Genomic DNA, 16,323 nt, shown 5'->3' on the forward strand with positions numbered 1-16,323 from the left:
CCCGTCGCCGGGTGCGCCGCCCCTGTGGTCGAACCGTCGTCAGCCCTGCTGCTGGGCCTGCTGTCCCTGCTGCCCCTGGCCGCCGCCCGGACCGCCACAGCCGCCGCCCTGGCCGCCGCCGGGGCCACCCTGACCGCCACCGCCGGGACCGCCGCTCGGCATGCCCGACGGAACACCGGTCGGCGTTCCGGTCGGGGTGCCCGTCGGCTGCCCCGAGGCGGCACCGGTCGGCGCGCCCGACGGGGCCCCCGAGGGAGCGCCGCTCGGCATGCCCGAGGGGTTGCCGGACGGCGGCTGACAGGACTGCTGGGCGGACGTCCCGCTGGTCGAGGAGGAGTCGCCCGAGCCACAGGCCACCAGGGCGAGGGGCGAGAGCGCCAGCAACGCCACCGCGGGGACGAGACGGACGGGCATCAGCGCACGCTTCATGAGAAACAGCTCCGGAGATGATGAGGAGAACCTGAGACCGGAACTCAACCAACGGCGCATAGGCCTTCCTTGGGGCCCCTCTGTCCCCCGCCTGTCAATCAGGTAAAGCACTTCTCAAGGAACCTTGCTGACCTGGGAGTTCACCCGGGTGGACCGGTCGGTGCGCTGGTACAGCTCCGTGACAGAAGCCCCCGCGCACCGGGTCTCAGCCGAGCCTGACCCGGGCCAACTGCCGTGACTGTGCGACCAGTCGGTCCGCGCTGTCCCAGACCTCGGCGTCCTCCTCCAGGAAGCCGCCCGCGAGATTGCGGGTGGTGATGGAGACGCGCAGCGGGCCCGGAGCCGGACGGCAGCGGACGTGGACCGTCAGCTCGACCGTGGGGACCCAGCCGCGCAGGCCGATCTCGAACGCGGTGGGCGGCAGGGCGTCCACCGCGAGGAGGAGGGAGAGCGGGTCGGGGTCGCGACCGTCCTTCAGACCGAACCAGGCCCGCATCTCGCCCTTCCCGGACGGCTGTCCGAGCGCCCAGCCGAGGGTCGACGGGTCGAGCTTGAGCATCAGACGGTCGGCGATCGCGGAGCTGCCGTCGACGGGCGCCGGTCCGTCCTCGGGACCGAAGCACTGGTCCATCGGCGGGATCGCGGGCGGCTTCGCCGTCGTACGGACGTCGTCCGGCAGGGTGTCCAGGTCGCCGTAGGAGGCGAGCACCCGGATCCGCTCGACCTCGGCGCCGTTCTCGTCGTACTGGAAGAGCGAGGCCTGGCCGGTGGAGAGGGTGCGGCCGGTGCGCACGACGTCCGTGCGGACCACCGCGGGGCCGGGCTGGGACGCCGTCAGGTAGTGCGCCGAGATCGTGAACGGGTCGCGGTGCGGCAGGGCGTCGGCGAGCGCGCGGCCGAGGACGGCGAGAAGGTAGCCGCCGTTGACGGCGCTGATGATCGTCCAGCCGGCCGAGAGGTCGATGTCGTAGACGCCGGGCGCGCGTCGGGTGAGCGCGGTGTCGCGGTCGAACTCGAACGCACCGTCTCCGGTCGGGGCCGTGACGAGGGCGATGGAGGCCGGCTCGGCCGCCGCGGTAGCTGCTTCTGGCATGCCTGAACCGTACAACAGCCCATTACTAAGCGGTAGCTTTGGCTGTTGTGGCCGTGCGGCGATCGCGCTACGGCCGGATGAACAGATCGAGCCCCTTCATGACCGATCAAGGGCTCACTGATGACCGGTTCGGGTGAGCGGTCGGCAATTTCTTGGTAAGTGTCCGGACTCGTCCGTAACCTCGACGCCCGGATTCCCCTCTGCAAGGACATGAGCCTCACCGGGACTCCGTTCCTCTACACCCTGATCGCGCTGTCCGTGGTCGCCGTCGCGCTGCCGCTGCTGATGTGGTCGCGACTGCGCGGGCCGCGGGTCCTGCGCGCCGCGGCCCGGATGGTGATGCTGCTGTTCGCCCAGGGCACGGCGGTGGCCCTGGTCTTCGTCCTGGTCAACAACGCCAACGGCCTGTACGACACCTGGGACGACCTGCTGGGCACCGGCACCCATGTGCAGCAGGCCGCCGACCTGGGCGCCGACGGCACCGGCGGCATCGCGCTGGACCGGCTGCCCAAGGTCCGGCAGACGTTCACCCGGGCCGAGGGACCGGGCCTGCACGCTGCGGGCGGGGTGCGCGTCACCCAGCTCGAGGGCCGGGTCTCCGGCGTCAACGCCGAGGTCTACGTCTGGCTGCCCCCGCAGTACGACGAGCCCGCCTACGCGCACCGCTCCTTCCCGGTGGTGGAGCTGCTGCCGGGCTACCCGGGCTCCGCGAAGTCCTGGTACGGGACGCTGCACGTGCACGAGCAGCTGGCACCGCTGATGCGCGCGGGCAAGGTCGCCCCGTTCATCCTGGTCGCGCCGCGCACCACCCTGCTGCCGGGCGTGGACACCGGCTGCGCCAACGTCCCGGGCACCGTCAACGCCGACAGCTGGCTCAGCATCGACGTACCGAAGATGGTCAGGGACAACTTCCGGGCCCAGCCCGCGCCCAGGGGCTGGGCGGTCGCCGGGTACTCCGCCGGCGGCCACTGCGCGGCCAAGCTCGCCGTCGCCCACCCGGACCGCTACCGGGCGGCCGTGAGCCTGTCCGGGTACAGCGACCCGATCGTCGAGCCCGACTCCCTCGCCGCGCAGAGCCCCGCCCTGCGCCGGGCCAACAACCCCTACCTGCTGCTGCGCAGGGCCAGCGTGCCACCGCCCGTGGCCCTCTACCTCTCCGGGCAGCCGAAGGACGGCTACGAGGCGGCCCTGGCCCTGCGGCAGGAGGCGAAGGCGCCGACGGCCGTGCACGTCGTCTACATCCCGAGCGGCGCGGGCGGTCACACCATGGCGCTGTGGCGGCCGCAGGTGGTGCCGGCGTTCCGCTGGCTGACCACCCAGCTGGGCCAGCGCACGGTGACCGCCGACGCGAAGGGGAAGGCGACTACTCCTCGCGCACCGTCGAGCGCCGATTCCAAGCACGCGGCGCTCGCCAGTGGAACCGCATCGCGAGCAGCCGCAGCACGAAGGCCGTGACCGCGGCCACCCCGCTGGCCAGCGGGGTGAGCACGTCGTAGTGGATGCAGAGCACCACCATGGCGGCGCCGACGATCGCCGGGACCGCGTAGAGGTCGCGGTCCCAGCGCAGCAGCGAGGGCACCTCGTTGGCCAGCACATCGCGCAGCACACCACCGCCGACGGCGGTGGCGAGGCCCAGCGCGGCCGACGCGGTGAGGTTGAGTCCGTAGTCGTACGCTTTCGTCGTCCCCGTCACACAGAACAGGCCGAGGCCGGCCGCGTCGAAGACGTTGACGCCCGTCTGGATGCGCTCCACCTGGGGGTGCAGGAAGATCACCAGGAGGGCGGCGAGGAGCGGGGTGAGGAAGTACCCCAGGTCCGTGAAGGCGGCCGGGGGCACGGCCCCGATGACCAGGTCCCGGAAGACTCCGCCGCCCAGCGCGGTGACCTCGGCGAGCATGGCGATGCCGAACACGTCGAAGTTCTTGCGGACGGCCAGCAGCGCGCCCGAGATGGCGAAGACGAAGATGCCGATCAGGTCGAGCGTGTGCTGGACGGAGGGGCTGAAGATTTGCTGGAGCACCCCTACATTCTCACCCAGCACAAAGCCCCCGCCTTACATTGCAAGGCGGGGGCTCGGTGTTACTTACTTCTCTTTGGCCGGAGCGCCGTCACCGGACGCCTCCGACGCGACCTCGTCGGCCGCCTCGGCGTCCCCGCTGACCTCGGTCGGCTCGGTCGGCTCGGCGACCTCAGCCGGCTCGGCGGTCACCGCGGGCTCGGCGGTCACGGCGGGCTCGGCAGCCGCTTCGGCCGCCACTTCCGCCGCCACCGCGGCCGACGTCTCCGCCGACTCCGCGAGCACCTCGTCGGCCACCAGCTCCGCCGCCTCCTTCGCGACGGTCAGCAGGACGGTGTCCTGCGGCGCCTGGTCCTCGAAGTTCTCCGGGTGGTGGCAGGCGACCTGCTGGCCGGGCCGCAGCTCGACGAGGACCGGCTCGGTGGTCTTGCAGACCTGGGTCGCCTTCCAGCACCGGGTGTGGAAGCGGCAGCCGCTCGGCGGCGAGATCGGCGAGGGCACGTCACCCTTGAGCAGGATCCGCTCGCTCTTGGCGTGCTTGCGCCGCGGGTCCGGGATCGGCACCGCCGACATCAGCGCCTTGGTGTACGGGTGCATCGGCGACTTGTAGAGCAGGTCGCGGTCGGCCAGCTCCACGATCTTGCCGAGGTACATCACCGCGATGCGGTCCGAGACGTGCCGGACGACCGAGAGGTCGTGCGCGATGATCACGTAGGTGAGGCCGAGCTCCTGCTGGAGGTCGTCGAGCAGGTTGACGACCTGCGCCTGGATCGAGACGTCCAGCGCCGAGACCGGCTCGTCCGCCACGACCAGCTTCGGGTTCAGCGCGAGCGCGCGGGCGATGCCGATGCGCTGACGCTGACCGCCGGAGAACTCGTGCGGGTAGCGGTTGTAGTGCTCGGGGTTGAGACCCACGACCGACAGCAGCCGCTGCACTTCCTTCTTGATGCCGCCCTCGGGCTCGACGCCCTGGAGCTTGAAGGGAGCGCCGACGATCGTGCCGATGGTGTGGCGCGGGTTCAGCGACGAGTACGGGTCCTGGAAGATCATCTGCACATCGCGGCGCAGCGGACGCATGCCGCTCACCCCGAGGTGCGTGATGTCCTTGCCCTGGAACTCGACCTTGCCCGCGGTCGGTTCGAGCAGCCGGGTGATCAGCCGGCCCATCGTGGACTTGCCACAGCCGGACTCGCCCACGACGCCGAGCGTCTCGCCGGAGCGGACCTCGAAGTCGATGCCGTCGACCGCGTGCACCGCCCCGACCTGCCGCTGGAGCAGGCCCTTCTTGATCGGGAAGTGCTTCTGGAGGCCGGTCACCTTCAGCAGGACCTCGCCGGGGGCGGGGTCCTTGGTGAGGGTCGCGCCCTGCGTCGGGCCCTCGGCCTGCGCGGGGATCTTCACCGCTTTCTCGTCGTCACTCACAGCTTCGGCGCAATCTCTTCGGTCCAGATACGCTCCCGCTGCTCCGTGCCCAGGTGGCAGGCGGCCCAGTGCCGGCTGCCGACCTCGGCCAGCTCGGGCCGGACGGTGCGGGTGACGTTGTCCTTCGGGAGGTCCGCGTACGGGCAGCGCGGGTTGAAGGCGCAGCCGGACGGGATGTTGATCAGCGAGGGCGGGGAGCCCTTGACCGGGATCAGGCGCTCCTGCTGCTCACGGTCCAGCCGCGGCATCGAGCCGAGCAGACCCCAGGTGTAGGGGTGCCGGGGCTCGTAGAACACCTTGTCGGCCGGGCCCCGCTCGACGCAGCGGCCGCCGTACATCACCAGGATGTCGTCGGCGAGTTCGGCGACGACGCCCAGGTCGTGGGTGATCACGATGACCGCGGAGCCGAACTCCTTCTGGAGGTCACGGATGAGGTCGAGGATCTGCGCCTGGACGGTCACGTCCAGGGCGGTCGTCGGCTCGTCCGCGATCAGCAGCTCGGGGTTGTTGACCAGCGACATCGCGATCATCGCGCGCTGACGCATACCACCGGAGAACTCGTGCGGGTAGCTGTCGACCCGCTTGTCCGGCTGCGGGATGCCGACCCGGTCGAGCATCTCGACCGCGCGGCGCTTGGCGGTCTTCTTGTCGACGTCGTGGTGGATCCGGTAGGCCTCCACGATCTGCTGACCGATCGTGTAGTACGGGTGCAGCGCCGACAGCGGATCCTGGAAGATCATCGCCATCTCGCGGCCGCGCAGCTTGCGCACGTGGTCCGGGTCGGCGGACAGCAGCTCGGTGCCGTCCAGCCAGATCTCGCCGGAGATCTGTGCCTTGCGCTTGCCGTACTGGCCGGCCGTGTGCAGACCCATGATGCCGAGCGAGGTCACCGACTTGCCGGAGCCGGACTCGCCCACGATGCCGAGGGTCTTGCCCTTCTCCAGCTGGAAGCTGAGCCCGTCGACGGACTTGACCAGGCCGTCGTCCGTCGGGAAGTGCACCTTGAGGTCGCGCACTTCGAGGAACGAGGTCGGCGCGGGCGAGGCGGGGGTGGGCTCGCCCACGGCCGCTCCGCTCTTGCTGAGTTCGGTCATGAGAGCCTCACTCGGGGGTCGATCACGGCGTACAGGATGTCCACCACGAGGTTGGCGACGAGCACCGCCAGAGAAGTGATCAGGGTGACGCCCAGGATGATGGGCAGGTCCTGGTTCTTGATGGCGTTGAGCACCGCCTGGCCGAGGCCGGGCAGGTTGAACGCCGTCTCGGTCAGGATCGCACCGCCGATGAGGGCGCCGAGGTCCATGCCGAGCATGGTCAGCAGCGGAGTCATCGTGGAGCGCATGGCGTGCTTGCCGATGACGGTGTGTTCCTTGAGGCCCTTGGCGCGGGCGGTGCGGATGTAGTCCTCGCCCAGGATCTCCAGCATGGTGGCCCGGGTGATGCGGGCGTACATGGCCGCGTACAGGAACGCGAGAGTGACCCACGGCAGGATCATGCCGCCGAACCAGCCGGTGAAACTCTCGTCCAGGGGTACGAACTGCCCGTCGAACAGGTCCAGTCCGTACACGAAGATCGACAGGGCGACCATGCCGGTGAAGTAGATCGGGAGGGAGACACCCGAGAGCGCGATGACCATCGCGCCGCGGTCCCACAGGCTGCCCCGCTTGAGCGCGGAGAGCACGCCCGCCGAGACACCGAAGATCAGCCACAGCACGGCGGCACCGAGCGCGAGCGCCAGGGTCACCGGGAAGCGGTCGGTCAGCACCGGCCAGACGGCCTGCTCACTGCGGAAGGAGTAGCCGAAGCACGGAGCGGCGCAGTGGATGGAATCGCCACCGCCCGTGTAGGTCCGGCCGGCGAAGATGCCCTTGAAGAATTCCCAGACCTGGGCGTAGATCGGGTCGCCCAGGCCCAGCTTCTCGCGCACACCCTCGACGGCGGCAGGGTCGGCCTGCTTGCCCACGAAGCTCAAGGCGATGTCTACGCCAGCCCACTTGGGGATGAGGAAGAAGATGCCGAAGACCACCATGACGATGACCACGAGCATCACTGCGGCGGCGAACAGCCGCCTGATGAGGTAAGCGAGCACAGCTCTCGGCCCGCCGCGGACCGCGGGCCACCGGATTGTGTCCAGTGACCCGCGGATCCGCCGCGCCGGCCTTCACCTGCCTTTCGTGCCGTTCGGCGGGTGTGCCGGGACTACTTCTTCGGGTTCTTCAGGCCGAGGTTGACGAAGTCGTACTGACCGCTGTAACCGTCGGTGGTGTAGACGTTCGCCAGGTTGTCCGAGCGCCAGTTGAGGAACCGCTCGAAGACGAAGGGCAGGTAGTACGCGCCCTCCATCACCTTGTGGTTGATCTCCGTGGCGATCTTGGTCTTGCCGGCGTCGTCCAGCGTGGTGACGTACGACGAGAACAGACCGTCGATCGTCTTGTCGTTGATGAGCGCGTAGTTGTTGTTACCGCTCTCGGAGATGTACTTGCTGTTCCACAGCGGCAGACCGAAGCCCTGGACGGACGGGAAGTCCGGACCCCAGCCCATGATGATGATGCCGTAGCCCTTCTTCTTCACGTTCGAGGGGCTACCGATAATGCCGGCGGTCTGCGAGCCGTCGTACTGGTCGATCTCGGCGGTGATGCCGATCTTCTTCAGCGACGCCTGGAGGGACTGGGCGGTGGCCACCTCGACCGGCTTGTTGTTACGCACCGCGATGGTGGTCTTGAAGCCGTTCGGCTGACCGCAGGCCTTCAGGGCCTCCTTGGCCTTGGCCTCGTTGCCGCTCTTGTTGGCACCGGAGATCTCGTACGGGTCGTACTTCTGACCCTCGGCACCCGGGACGGACGGCGGCAGCATGTTGGTGCCGATGTCGCCACCGGCGACCGGACCGCCGCGGGCGGTCTGGAGCGACACGTGGTCGGCGCCGAGGATGACGGCCTTGCGGCACTCGATGTTGTTGAACGGCGCGACGCTCTGCGGGAAGACCGCGTAGCGGACGTAACCGGTGACCGGGTTGTCCAGGTTGCCCTTGTGCTGCTTCAGGGCGGTGGTGCGGCCCTGCGGCGACATGCCGGTCTGGTTCAGGTCGAGGTCCAGGTCACCGCTCAGCAGACGCTGGTCGAGCTGGTTGGCGTCCGAGAAGAACTTGATGCTGATCGTGTCCGGGTAGGCCTTGCGGATCGGGTCCGAGGCCTGCTTCCACGAGGTGTTGCGGACCAGCTTGAGGTCCTTGCCCGGGCTGTACGACGCGAACTTGTACGGACCCGAGGAGAACGGCTTCAGGCCGTACTTGGCCTTCGTGTCCATGTCCTGGCGGACCGGCGAGGCCGAGACCAGGGCCAGCATCTCCTCGAAGTCCGAGTTGGCCTGCGGGAGGTGGAAGACGATGGTCTTGTCGTCGGGCGTGTCGATCGCCTTCAGACCCAGCTTGTCCGCGGACGTGTCCTTGTACGGGCCCTTGTACTCGCCCTTGGGGTCCAGCACGTCCTTCAGGTACGTCGGACCGCCGGACAGCACGTCCTGCGCCCACACGCGCTCGATGCCGTACTTCACGTCCTTCGACGTGATCGCCTTGCCGTCCTCCCACGTGATGCCGTCACGCAGGGTGTACGTGTAGGTCTTGCCGTCGTCCGTGACCTTCGCGGTCTCGGTGGCGAGGTCCGGAGTGACCTCGGCGCCCGCGGCACCCGGCTCGGCCTTGTTGGTGACGAGCTGGCGGCTGTAGTAGCGGGCGAAGTTCCACATCATGCCGTAGTAGCCACGCGTGGTGTCCCACGAGTCGGCATCCTGCGCGGCACCGAACTTCAGCTCGCCGCCCTTCTTGGCGGCGGAGGCCTGGGCGACCTTGTTGTTCGCGGCGTCGAAGCCGGCGGCACCGGAGCTCGAGCCCTTGTCGCCGTCGTCTCCACCGCCGCCGCACGCCGCCGTGGTCAGCAGCGCGGCGACCGCGGCAGCAGCGGCAAATGCCTGCTTCCGCCGCCCTGAGGTGCGTTGGGTAGTCACGATCTCGGATCCTCCGGATAGATGAGAGATACCCCGTGTGAAGACCACGGGACGGTTGGGGCGCCGTGTTTCGGCGGTTCTGCGGCTCGCTGTTCTCGCTGATCCCCGACGGGGCGGATCAGCGGGAGGCCTTCGGGTCCAGCGCGTCCCGGACACCGTCACCGAAGAGGTTGAAGGCCAGCACGGTGATGAAGATCGCCACGCCCGGGACCACCATGTACATGGGGTCGGACTCGTAGTAGTCGATCGCGCTCGAGAGCATCTGCCCCCACGAGGCGGTGGGCGGCTTGACACCGACGCCCAGGAAGCTGAGCGCCGCCTCGGTGAGGATGTTGGTGGGGATCATCATCGTCGTGTACACGACGATCGGGGCGACCAGGTTGGGCAGCAGTTCCTTGAACAGGATGTACAGCCGCCCCGCGCCCAGCGATCGGGCGGCCTCGACGTACTCGCGCTCACGCAGCGAGAGCGTCTGGCCGCGCACCACGCGTCCGATGTAGGGCCAGCCGAAGAAGCCGATGACCAGGATCATCACGAAGACACGCACGCTCGAACCGGAGAGGCCGAGCAGGTCGTTCGGCATGACGGAGACCAGCGCGATGATGAAGAGCAGCTGCGGGAAGGCGAGCAGACCGTCCATCACCCGGCTGATGAGGGAGTCGACCCAGCCGCCGAAGAAGCCGGCGAGGATGCCCAGCACCGTTCCGAGGATCACCGCGACCACGGCCGACAGGAAGCCGACCAGCAGCGAGATCCGGGCCCCGTAGAGGATGCGGGCGAAGATGTCGCGGCCGTTGACCGGCTCGACACCGAGCAGGTGGTCGCCGCTGACGCCGCCCAGGGAGCCCGTGGGCGTACCGAAGAGCGGGTCGATGAGGTTCTCGTGGTACTCGTTCGGGTCCTGCCCGAGCAGCCCGGTGATGACCGGCGCGAGGAGCGCGACCACGACCAGGACGAGCACGACGACGCCGCCCGTGAGGGCGAGCTTGTCCCGCTTGAGGCGCTCCCAGGCGATCCGGCCCAGGGAACGGCCCTGAACGGCCTTGGCGCCGCTGGTGGCGACCGACGCTTCCTCGGCCGCGCTCGGGGCCGCTTCCGCGGTCGGCTCGTGCAATGGTGCCGTCATCTGGCAGGGACCCCTCTCAACCGGCGGTAGCCGGCCCGCACTTGCCGCTGTAGCGGCGTGATCAGTCCGTAATACGCAGGGGATAAGTCCCCTGACGCCGGAGTCTTCAACGGTTTGGCGATCTGTAGCCAGACTTGGCAGTGAATGGATGCGTAAACGTGATCCGGGTAGAGGGGTTCCGTTATCCGGACGGCGGGTAACGCCCCCCGGACAGTGGCTTATTGGGGCAGATCGGTCGAAAAACGGACCAATCGCCTTCATCTACGCGCGAAGAAGTCCGGTCTCCACTTTATGGCGGACCTGTGCCGGGGGTCAGTAACGTCCGGTGGGCGGATAGCCGTACCCGCCGGCGGGAGCCTGGGCCGGAGCGGGAGCGTGGGCCTCGCGGTCGTAGAAGGGCCGGGCGGTGGCACGCATCCACATCACGACGGGGTCGTACTCGTCCGTCATGGCCACCGTCGACACCGGCAGCCCGTCCGGCACCGCCCCGATCGACTGCTGCATCATCGCCCGTACGGCGTCCACGGCCGGCGGGGAGGAGTCGTACACGTCGAGCCCGATGGCCAGGTAGGGCGCGCCGAGCGCCGGCTGCACCCAGGCGCGGCGCAGCGCGCGGACCGCCGGGGTACGGTGGGCGTTCTGCGCGAGCAGGGCGTAGAACTGCGGGATCTCGATGCCCGGTTCGGACAGCCGCAGCGGCCCGGCCGGCTGGCGCTCCAGACCGGTGGCGATCCGGCGCAGATCCAGCCACGGAATGCCGACGCCACCGCCGGGGGCGTGCGGGTTCAGCCAGAGGCCGTAGTGGTCGGGGTAGAGGGTGCGGGCCACGTCCAGCCCCTCGACCACCTCGTACGACCTGTTCCAGCCACTCGCGCTGAGCTCCTGGGCGGAGGTGACGCAGGGCGCGTAGCCGTGCCCTTCGACCTCCATGTTTCCGTACTGGGCGTCCGGGGAGCCGGCCTGGCCGTGCCACAGCAGCATCCAGACCTGGCCGGAGGAGGGGGTCGCGAGCGCGCGCAGGAGCGCCTCGTAGGCGTCGTAGCGCCCGGGCGTGACCTGGCGCAGCATGTGCTCGACCGAGCCGGTCGCGGCAGTGCCAGCGCTCACTTTTTATCGCCCCTTCGAGAAGTTGCCCCGCGTCGGAGTCCAGCTTAGGCGCTCCGCCGGTCCGGCCGTTGAGAGCTCGGGACCTGCTGTGATCTTCGGGCCGCGGATCGCGCGCGGCCGGGCACACCCCGCGGCGGAGCCGCGTACGGATACGCCCCCGCGCCCCTCGGGTGGGTTCACCGGTCCCTCGTGTAGAAGGGGCGGACCCGCTCCCGCAGCCAGTCGCCCACCGGGTCCTGGGCGACGTCCAGGAGGACCAGGTTGACCGGCCAGGGGGCCGAGGTCCTGCCCAGAGCCCTGCCCAGAGCCTCCAGGGGCACGGCCCTCAGGTCGCTTTCCAGCTGGGAGAGTTCCACGCCCACGAACATCACCGGATCCGCCGTCTCGACGGCGGCCAGGCAGCGGCGGGCCGTGCGGACCACGCCCGTGGCCTCGAACTCGGCCGAGGCCGCGGCCAGGAAGTCCATCGGGTCGTCCTGCCAGTCGGGCTCGTAGAGGCGGACCCGGCCGCCGGCCGCGGTGCCGTCCAGCGGGGTGCGGCCCGCCCGGCAGAGCTCGGCCACGGCGGGCGGGGGCAGCGGGACACCGACCACGCCGTCCGGGTTCACCAGGATGCCCACCTGCGGGGGCAGCCCGCGGGCGAACTCCACCGCCGGCGCGATCGTGAACGACATGTGCGAGCCGACGACCTGCCGGAACTGCTCCTCGGAGCTGAAGACCGGCACGTACACCTGGCCCTCGATCTCCATCGTGGGCAGGTCGAGGGGGCCGCTGTGCGGGCCGCCGCCGCCGGGCAGCGGCACCCAGACGAAGCTACGCCCGAGCACCTCGACGATCCGGCCGCCGGCTCCCGGCATGCCGAGGGAGACGGAGAGCACCTCCTCCAGCTCGTTGCCGGGCCATCCGCCGTGCGGATGGGGGTGTGCCTGCGCCGGAAAGTCCGCCGAGAAGTCCGTCGGAAAGTTCGCCGGGGGGAAATCCATCTGCCTACCGCCTGCTGAGAACCGCTCACTTCGCTGTGGCTGAAAGGCTAGCGGGTACCTGGGGCCGCACCCGAGCCCTCAGCCCGTGAAACCGATGCGACGCAGCGTGTCGGCCGCCGCGCGGTCGAGCAGCACCGCCGAGCCGCAGCCCTGGGGCAGCCGGCCCTTCTCCACCGAGCGCGCCAGCCGGGCGGCGGCGTGCCGGTGGCGCAGGAACGCGTACCGGGAGACGCCCCGGCCGCGCTCGCGCTGCCCCTCCAGGGCCGTGTCCGCGGCGACGTCCAGCAGCAGCAGGTGGAGGGTGCCGCCGCGACGGCGGGCCTCGCGGGCCAGCCAGTCACGCACCCAGGCCTGGGTACCGCAGTCGTGCACGACGACGCCCTCGCCGCTGCGCAGCGCCCGGCGCAGTCCGGCGTAGTGGGCGAGCCGGACGAGGGGGCGGTAGAGGCCGTACGGCAGGAAGCGGGGGGCGCGGGCGTCCCAGCGGTCCCGGGTGTCCTGGGAGTCGACCCGGATGCCCCGCACGGTCCGCCGCATGAGCGTGGACTTGCCGCTGCCGGGCAGACCGGTGACCACGACCAGGTCACGGGGACCGAAGAGCAGGCCGTGCGGGCTGCGGCCGGCCCGCTCGCGCAGGTCGCGGACGACGGGCGCCGACTGCGGGCCGCACGCCTCCCGGGCCGGGGCGACGGGCTGCGCGGGCAGCGCGATCCCCGAGCCGGTCGCGAATGCCGTGGACCTCGCCCTGGTCGTCCTGTTCACCGTGATCGTCCTCCCCTGGGGTCAGATGGTGTCCTCATCCCCACCGAGCGTAAAGAGAAGGTAATGCGCCACGCCCGGCGATTTCGTGCGCGTACCGACACAAGCCGGTTACAGATGCGGCCTGCCGTGATCGGGGCGAGCCGTGCAATGATGGCCGCGCCAACTGCATACCGGCCGTTTGAATCCGCGCGGGAGAGTCCTCAGCAGCAGTTTCGCTGGGGCGCCGAAGGAGCAAGTCCCTCCCTTGAATCTCTCAGGCCCCGTTACCGCGCGGGCGAGGCACATCTGAAAAGCGGGCCGCTGTCTCCAGTGGCCCCACCCAAGGTGCAAGTCATGGTCGATCCCCTCGCGGGTTGTCATGGCGAACCTCTCAGGTTCCGATGACAGATGGGGAGGAACGACCTCGCCGTGCCGTCATGCCTTGGGAGACGAACGCCCGATGAGCAGTACCGACCCCGCATCCGACCAGAGCTCCGAGCAGCGCCACACCGCCCTCGACGCGGTGCATCGCGCGCTCGGCGCGACGATGACCGACTTCGCCGGCTGGGACATGCCCCTGCGCTACGGCTCCGAGCGCGACGAGCACCACGCCGTCCGCACCCGGGCCGGGCTCTTCGACCTGTCGCACATGGGTGAGATCACCGTCACCGGCCCGCAGGCCGCCGCCCTTCTCGACTTCGCGCTGGTGGGCAACATCGGGGCGGTCAGGAACGGCCGCGCCCGCTACACGATGATCTGCCGGCCGGACGGCGGCATCCTGGACGACCTGATCGTCTACCGGCTGGCCGACACCGAGTTCATGGTGGTGGCCAACGCCTCCAACGCTCAGGTCGTGCTGGACGCGCTGACCGAGCGCGCCGAGGGCTTCGACGCGGAGGTCCGCGACGACCGCGACGCCTACGCGCTGATCGCCGTGCAGGGCCCCGGGTCCCCCGGCATCCTCGCCGCCGTCACCGACGCCGACCTGGACGGCCTGAAGTACTACGCCGGTCTGCCCGGCACCGTCGCCGGCGTCCCCGCCCTCATCGCGCGCACCGGCTACACCGGCGAGGACGGCTTCGAGCTGTTCGTGCGGCCGGAGCACGCCGTCGAGCTGTGGCAGGCGCTGACCAAGGCAGGTGAGGGCGTCGGACTGGTGCCCTGCGGTCTGTCCTGCCGGGACACGCTGCGTCTGGAGGCGGGCATGCCGCTGTACGGGCACGAGCTGAGCACCTCCCTCACCCCGTTCGACGCGGGTCTCGGCCGGGTGGTGAAGTTCGACAAGGACGGCGACTTCGTCGGGCGTACGGCGCTTCAGGCAGTCGCCGAGCGCGCCGCCTCGCAGCCCCCGCGCGTCCTCGTCGGCCTGGTCGCCGAGGGCCGTCGGGTCCCGCGCGCCGGGTTCGCCGTCGTCGCCGGCGGCGAGGTGATCGGCGAGGTCACCTCCGGTGCCCCCTCCCCCACCCTCGGCAAGCCGATCGCGATGGCGTACGTCGACGCCGCCCACGCGGCGCCGGGGACCACGGGCGTCGGCGTGGACATCCGAGGCAGCCACGAGCCGTACGAGGTCGTGGCGCTGCCGTTCTACAAGCGCCAGAAGTAGACACTGGGCGCGTTGACGCCCGCCCGCGCGTGACCCTGCGCACATTCCGCTGCTCACGTGCGTTTCCAGCAGTTCCCCATTCACCAGCACCCTCCCGCGTACAGGAGAATTCAAGCCATGAGCAACCCCCAGCAGCTGCGCTACAGCAAGGAGCACGAGTGGCTGTCGGTCGCCGAGGACGGCGTCTCGACGGTCGGCATCACGGAGCACGCGGCCAACGCGCTCGGCGACGTGGTCTTCGTCCAGCTCCCGGAGGTCGGTGACACGGTGACCGCGGGCGAGACCTGCGGCGAGCTGGAGTCGACCAAGTCGGTCAGCGAGCTGTACGCGCCCGTCTCCGGCGAGATCGTCGAGGTCAACCAGGACGTCGTCGACGACCCGGCGCTGGTGAACTCCGCCCCCTTCGAGGGCGGATGGCTGTTCAAGGTACGCACGGCGGGTGAGCAGGACGACCTGCTCACCGCCGACGAATACACCGCCTTCACCGCCGGCTGAGGAGTCGTAGACGCATGTCCGTCCTGAACACGCCCCTGCACGAGCTCGACCCGGAGATCGCCGCCGCGGTCGACGCCGAGCTGAACCGCCAGCAGTCCACGCTCGAGATGATCGCCTCGGAGAACTTCGCTCCGCTCGCGGTGATGGAGGCGCAGGGCTCGGTCCTGACCAACAAGTACGCCGAGGGCTACCCGGGCCGCCGCTACTACGGCGGCTGCGAGCACGTCGACGTGGCGGAGCAGATCGCGATCGACCGGATCAAGGAGCTGTTCGGCGCCGAGTACGCCAACGTCCAGCCCCACTCGGGCGCCTCCGCCAACCAGGCCGCCCTGTTCGCGCTGGCCCAGCCCGGCGACACGATCCTCGGCCTGGACCTGGCGCACGGCGGTCACCTGACCCACGGCATGCGGCTGAACTTCTCCGGCAAGCAGTTCGACGTGGTCGCCTACCACGTGGACGACGCCGGCCTGGTCGACATGGCCGAGGTCGAGCGACTCGCCAAGGAGCACCGCCCGAAGGTGATCATCGCGGGCTGGTCGGCGTACCCGCGGCAGCTGGACTTCGCGGAGTTCCGCCGGATCGCGGACGAGGTCGAGGCCTTCCTGTGGGTCGACATGGCGCACTTCGCGGGTCTGGTCGCGGCCGGTCTCCACCCGAACCCGGTGGAGTACGCCGACGTCGTCACGTCCACCACCCACAAGACGCTGGGCGGCCCCCGCGGCGGCGTCATCCTCGCGAAGAAGGAGTTCGCGAAGAAGCTGAACTCGTCGGTCTTCCCGGGCTTCCAGGGCGGCCCCCTGGAGCACGTGATCGCGGCCAAGGCGGTCTCCTTCAAGGTCGCCGCGAGCGAGGACTTCAAGGAGCGTCAGGCCCGCACGGTCGAGGGCGCGCGGATCCTCGCCGAGCGCCTGACCGCGCCGGACGCCCGCGCGGCCGGCGTGAACGTCCTGTCCGGCGGCACCGACGTGCACCTGATCCTGGTCGACCTGCGCGAGTCCGAGCTGGACGGTCAGCAGGCCGAGGACCGGCTCCACGAGGTCGGCATCACGGTCAACCGCAACGCGGTCCCGAACGACCCGCGCCCCCCGATGGTCACCTCCGGACTGCGGATCGGCACACCCGCCCTCGCCACCCGCGGCTTCACCGCCGAGGACTTCGCCGAGGTCGCGGACGTGATCGCCGAGACGCTGAAGGCGCCGTCCCCGTTCGCTGCGGCCGACGCGGCGGCGCTCAAGGCCCGGGTCACGGCCCTGGCCGACAAGCACCCGCTGTATCCCGGTCTGAGCAAGTAGTTCCTTTTCCCGGGTG

15 protein-coding genes and 1 riboswitch are annotated in these 16,323 nt (G+C 70.0%); of the genes, 4 read left to right on the plus strand and 11 right to left on the minus strand.

Translation table 11 applies throughout. From position 1 onward, the window contains the following. Positions 1-39: 39 nt before the first annotated feature. Positions 40-429: a hypothetical protein gene (locus tag ACFVYS_RS34690; RefSeq protein WP_389508609.1), complete on the minus strand. Its 390-nt coding sequence runs from the start codon at positions 427-429 to the stop codon at positions 40-42. A gap of 205 nt (positions 430-634) precedes the next feature. Beyond that, positions 635-1,522, minus strand: a complete 888-nt coding sequence (locus ACFVYS_RS34695) for a thioesterase family protein (RefSeq protein ID WP_389508610.1) — start codon at positions 1,520-1,522, stop codon at positions 635-637. A 210-nt stretch (positions 1,523-1,732) separates the two neighbouring features. On the opposite strand from ACFVYS_RS34695, the gene ACFVYS_RS34700 reads away from it, so the two are divergent. After that, positions 1,733-2,977, plus strand: a complete 1,245-nt coding sequence (locus tag ACFVYS_RS34700) for an alpha/beta hydrolase (RefSeq protein ID WP_389508680.1) — start codon at positions 1,733-1,735, stop codon at positions 2,975-2,977. Here ACFVYS_RS34700 and ACFVYS_RS34705 read toward each other — a convergent pair. From ACFVYS_RS34705 to ACFVYS_RS34745, 9 genes are all read right to left on the minus strand, one after another. After that, a complete protein-coding gene (locus ACFVYS_RS34705; RefSeq protein ID WP_389508612.1) occupies positions 2,886-3,542 on the minus strand; it encodes a trimeric intracellular cation channel family protein in 657 nt (218 codons plus the stop codon). The two genes, ACFVYS_RS34700 and ACFVYS_RS34705, sit on opposite strands and share 92 nt — an antisense overlap. Before the next feature lie 63 nt (positions 3,543-3,605). Then, the gene (locus ACFVYS_RS34710) at positions 3,606-4,940 is read right to left on the minus strand and encodes an ABC transporter ATP-binding protein (RefSeq protein WP_389508682.1); all 1,335 of its coding nucleotides are present in this window, start codon (positions 4,938-4,940) and stop codon (positions 3,606-3,608) included. Between the two features lie 17 nt (positions 4,941-4,957). Beyond that, positions 4,958-6,055 carry an ABC transporter ATP-binding protein gene (locus ACFVYS_RS34715; RefSeq protein ID WP_389508614.1) on the minus strand — a complete coding sequence of 366 codons (1,098 nt, stop codon included), beginning with the start codon at positions 6,053-6,055 and terminating at the stop codon, positions 4,958-4,960. Continuing rightward, complete coding sequence (locus tag ACFVYS_RS34720) at positions 6,052-7,050, minus strand: ABC transporter permease (RefSeq protein ID WP_389508616.1); 999 nt, start codon at positions 7,048-7,050, stop codon at positions 6,052-6,054. The genes ACFVYS_RS34715 and ACFVYS_RS34720 overlap by 4 nt, the downstream gene beginning before the upstream one ends. Positions 7,051-7,160: 110 nt before the next feature. Then, positions 7,161-8,960, minus strand: coding sequence for an ABC transporter substrate-binding protein (locus tag ACFVYS_RS34725; protein ID WP_389508618.1), 1,800 nt, complete (start codon positions 8,958-8,960; stop codon positions 7,161-7,163). 118 nt (positions 8,961-9,078) lie between these two features. After that, positions 9,079-10,086 carry an ABC transporter permease gene (locus tag ACFVYS_RS34730; protein ID WP_307165516.1) on the minus strand — a complete coding sequence of 336 codons (1,008 nt, stop codon included), beginning with the start codon at positions 10,084-10,086 and terminating at the stop codon, positions 9,079-9,081. A gap of 312 nt (positions 10,087-10,398) precedes the next feature. Next, positions 10,399-11,154: an enhanced serine sensitivity protein SseB C-terminal domain-containing protein gene (locus tag ACFVYS_RS34735; RefSeq protein WP_389508684.1), complete on the minus strand. Its 756-nt coding sequence runs from the start codon at positions 11,152-11,154 to the stop codon at positions 10,399-10,401. Between the two features lie 215 nt (positions 11,155-11,369). Beyond that, the gene (locus tag ACFVYS_RS34740; protein WP_389508619.1) at positions 11,370-12,176 is read right to left on the minus strand and encodes an enhanced serine sensitivity protein SseB; all 807 of its coding nucleotides are present in this window, start codon (positions 12,174-12,176) and stop codon (positions 11,370-11,372) included. A 78-nt stretch (positions 12,177-12,254) separates the two neighbouring features. Further along, complete coding sequence (locus tag ACFVYS_RS34745; RefSeq protein ID WP_389508686.1) at positions 12,255-12,944, minus strand: AAA family ATPase; 690 nt, start codon at positions 12,942-12,944, stop codon at positions 12,255-12,257. 173 nt (positions 12,945-13,117) lie between these two features. Continuing rightward, positions 13,118-13,217, plus strand: a riboswitch (glycine riboswitch). A 160-nt stretch (positions 13,218-13,377) separates the two neighbouring features. Between ACFVYS_RS34745 and gcvT the strand changes: the two genes are divergently transcribed. The 3 genes from gcvT (at position 13,378) to glyA (ending at position 16,307) form a co-directional block, all read left to right on the plus strand. Continuing rightward, positions 13,378-14,520, plus strand: a complete 1,143-nt coding sequence (gene gcvT / locus ACFVYS_RS34750) for a glycine cleavage system aminomethyltransferase GcvT (RefSeq protein WP_389508621.1) — start codon at positions 13,378-13,380, stop codon at positions 14,518-14,520. A gap of 117 nt (positions 14,521-14,637) precedes the next feature. After that, entirely contained in the window at positions 14,638-15,015 is a 378-nt protein-coding gene (gcvH, locus tag ACFVYS_RS34755; protein WP_020131386.1) for a glycine cleavage system protein GcvH, read from the plus strand. A gap of 14 nt (positions 15,016-15,029) precedes the next feature. After that, positions 15,030-16,307, plus strand: a complete 1,278-nt coding sequence (gene glyA / locus ACFVYS_RS34760) for a serine hydroxymethyltransferase (RefSeq protein WP_389508622.1) — start codon at positions 15,030-15,032, stop codon at positions 16,305-16,307. Positions 16,308-16,323: the final 16 nt, after the last annotated feature.

It is taken from the genome of Streptomyces sp. NPDC058295, assembly GCF_042880655.1.
Taxonomy (GTDB): domain Bacteria; phylum Actinomycetota; class Actinomycetes; order Streptomycetales; family Streptomycetaceae; genus Streptomyces; species Streptomyces coriariae.

What these genes read in the sequence shown, in the direction of transcription:
- ACFVYS_RS34715 (WP_389508614.1), bottom strand. Translation starts at nt 6,055, where the DNA reads ATGACCGAACTCAGCAAGAGCGGAGCGGCCGTGGGCGAGCCCACCCCC.
- ACFVYS_RS34740 (WP_389508619.1), bottom strand. Translation starts at nt 12,176, where the DNA reads ATGGATTTCCCCCCGGCGAACTTTCCGACGGACTTCTCGGCGGACTTT.
- glyA (WP_389508622.1), top strand. Translation starts at nt 15,030, where the DNA reads ATGTCCGTCCTGAACACGCCCCTGCACGAGCTCGACCCGGAGATCGCC.
- gcvH (WP_020131386.1), top strand. Translation starts at nt 14,638, where the DNA reads ATGAGCAACCCCCAGCAGCTGCGCTACAGCAAGGAGCACGAGTGGCTG.
- ACFVYS_RS34690 (WP_389508609.1), bottom strand. Translation starts at nt 429, where the DNA reads ATGAAGCGTGCGCTGATGCCCGTCCGTCTCGTCCCCGCGGTGGCGTTG.
- gcvT (WP_389508621.1), top strand. Translation starts at nt 13,378, where the DNA reads ATGAGCAGTACCGACCCCGCATCCGACCAGAGCTCCGAGCAGCGCCAC.
- ACFVYS_RS34735 (WP_389508684.1), bottom strand. Translation starts at nt 11,154, where the DNA reads ATGCTGCGCCAGGTCACGCCCGGGCGCTACGACGCCTACGAGGCGCTC.
- ACFVYS_RS34700 (WP_389508680.1), top strand. Translation starts at nt 1,733, where the DNA reads ATGAGCCTCACCGGGACTCCGTTCCTCTACACCCTGATCGCGCTGTCC.
- ACFVYS_RS34695 (WP_389508610.1), bottom strand. Translation starts at nt 1,522, where the DNA reads ATGCCAGAAGCAGCTACCGCGGCGGCCGAGCCGGCCTCCATCGCCCTC.
- ACFVYS_RS34730 (WP_307165516.1), bottom strand. Translation starts at nt 10,086, where the DNA reads ATGACGGCACCATTGCACGAGCCGACCGCGGAAGCGGCCCCGAGCGCG.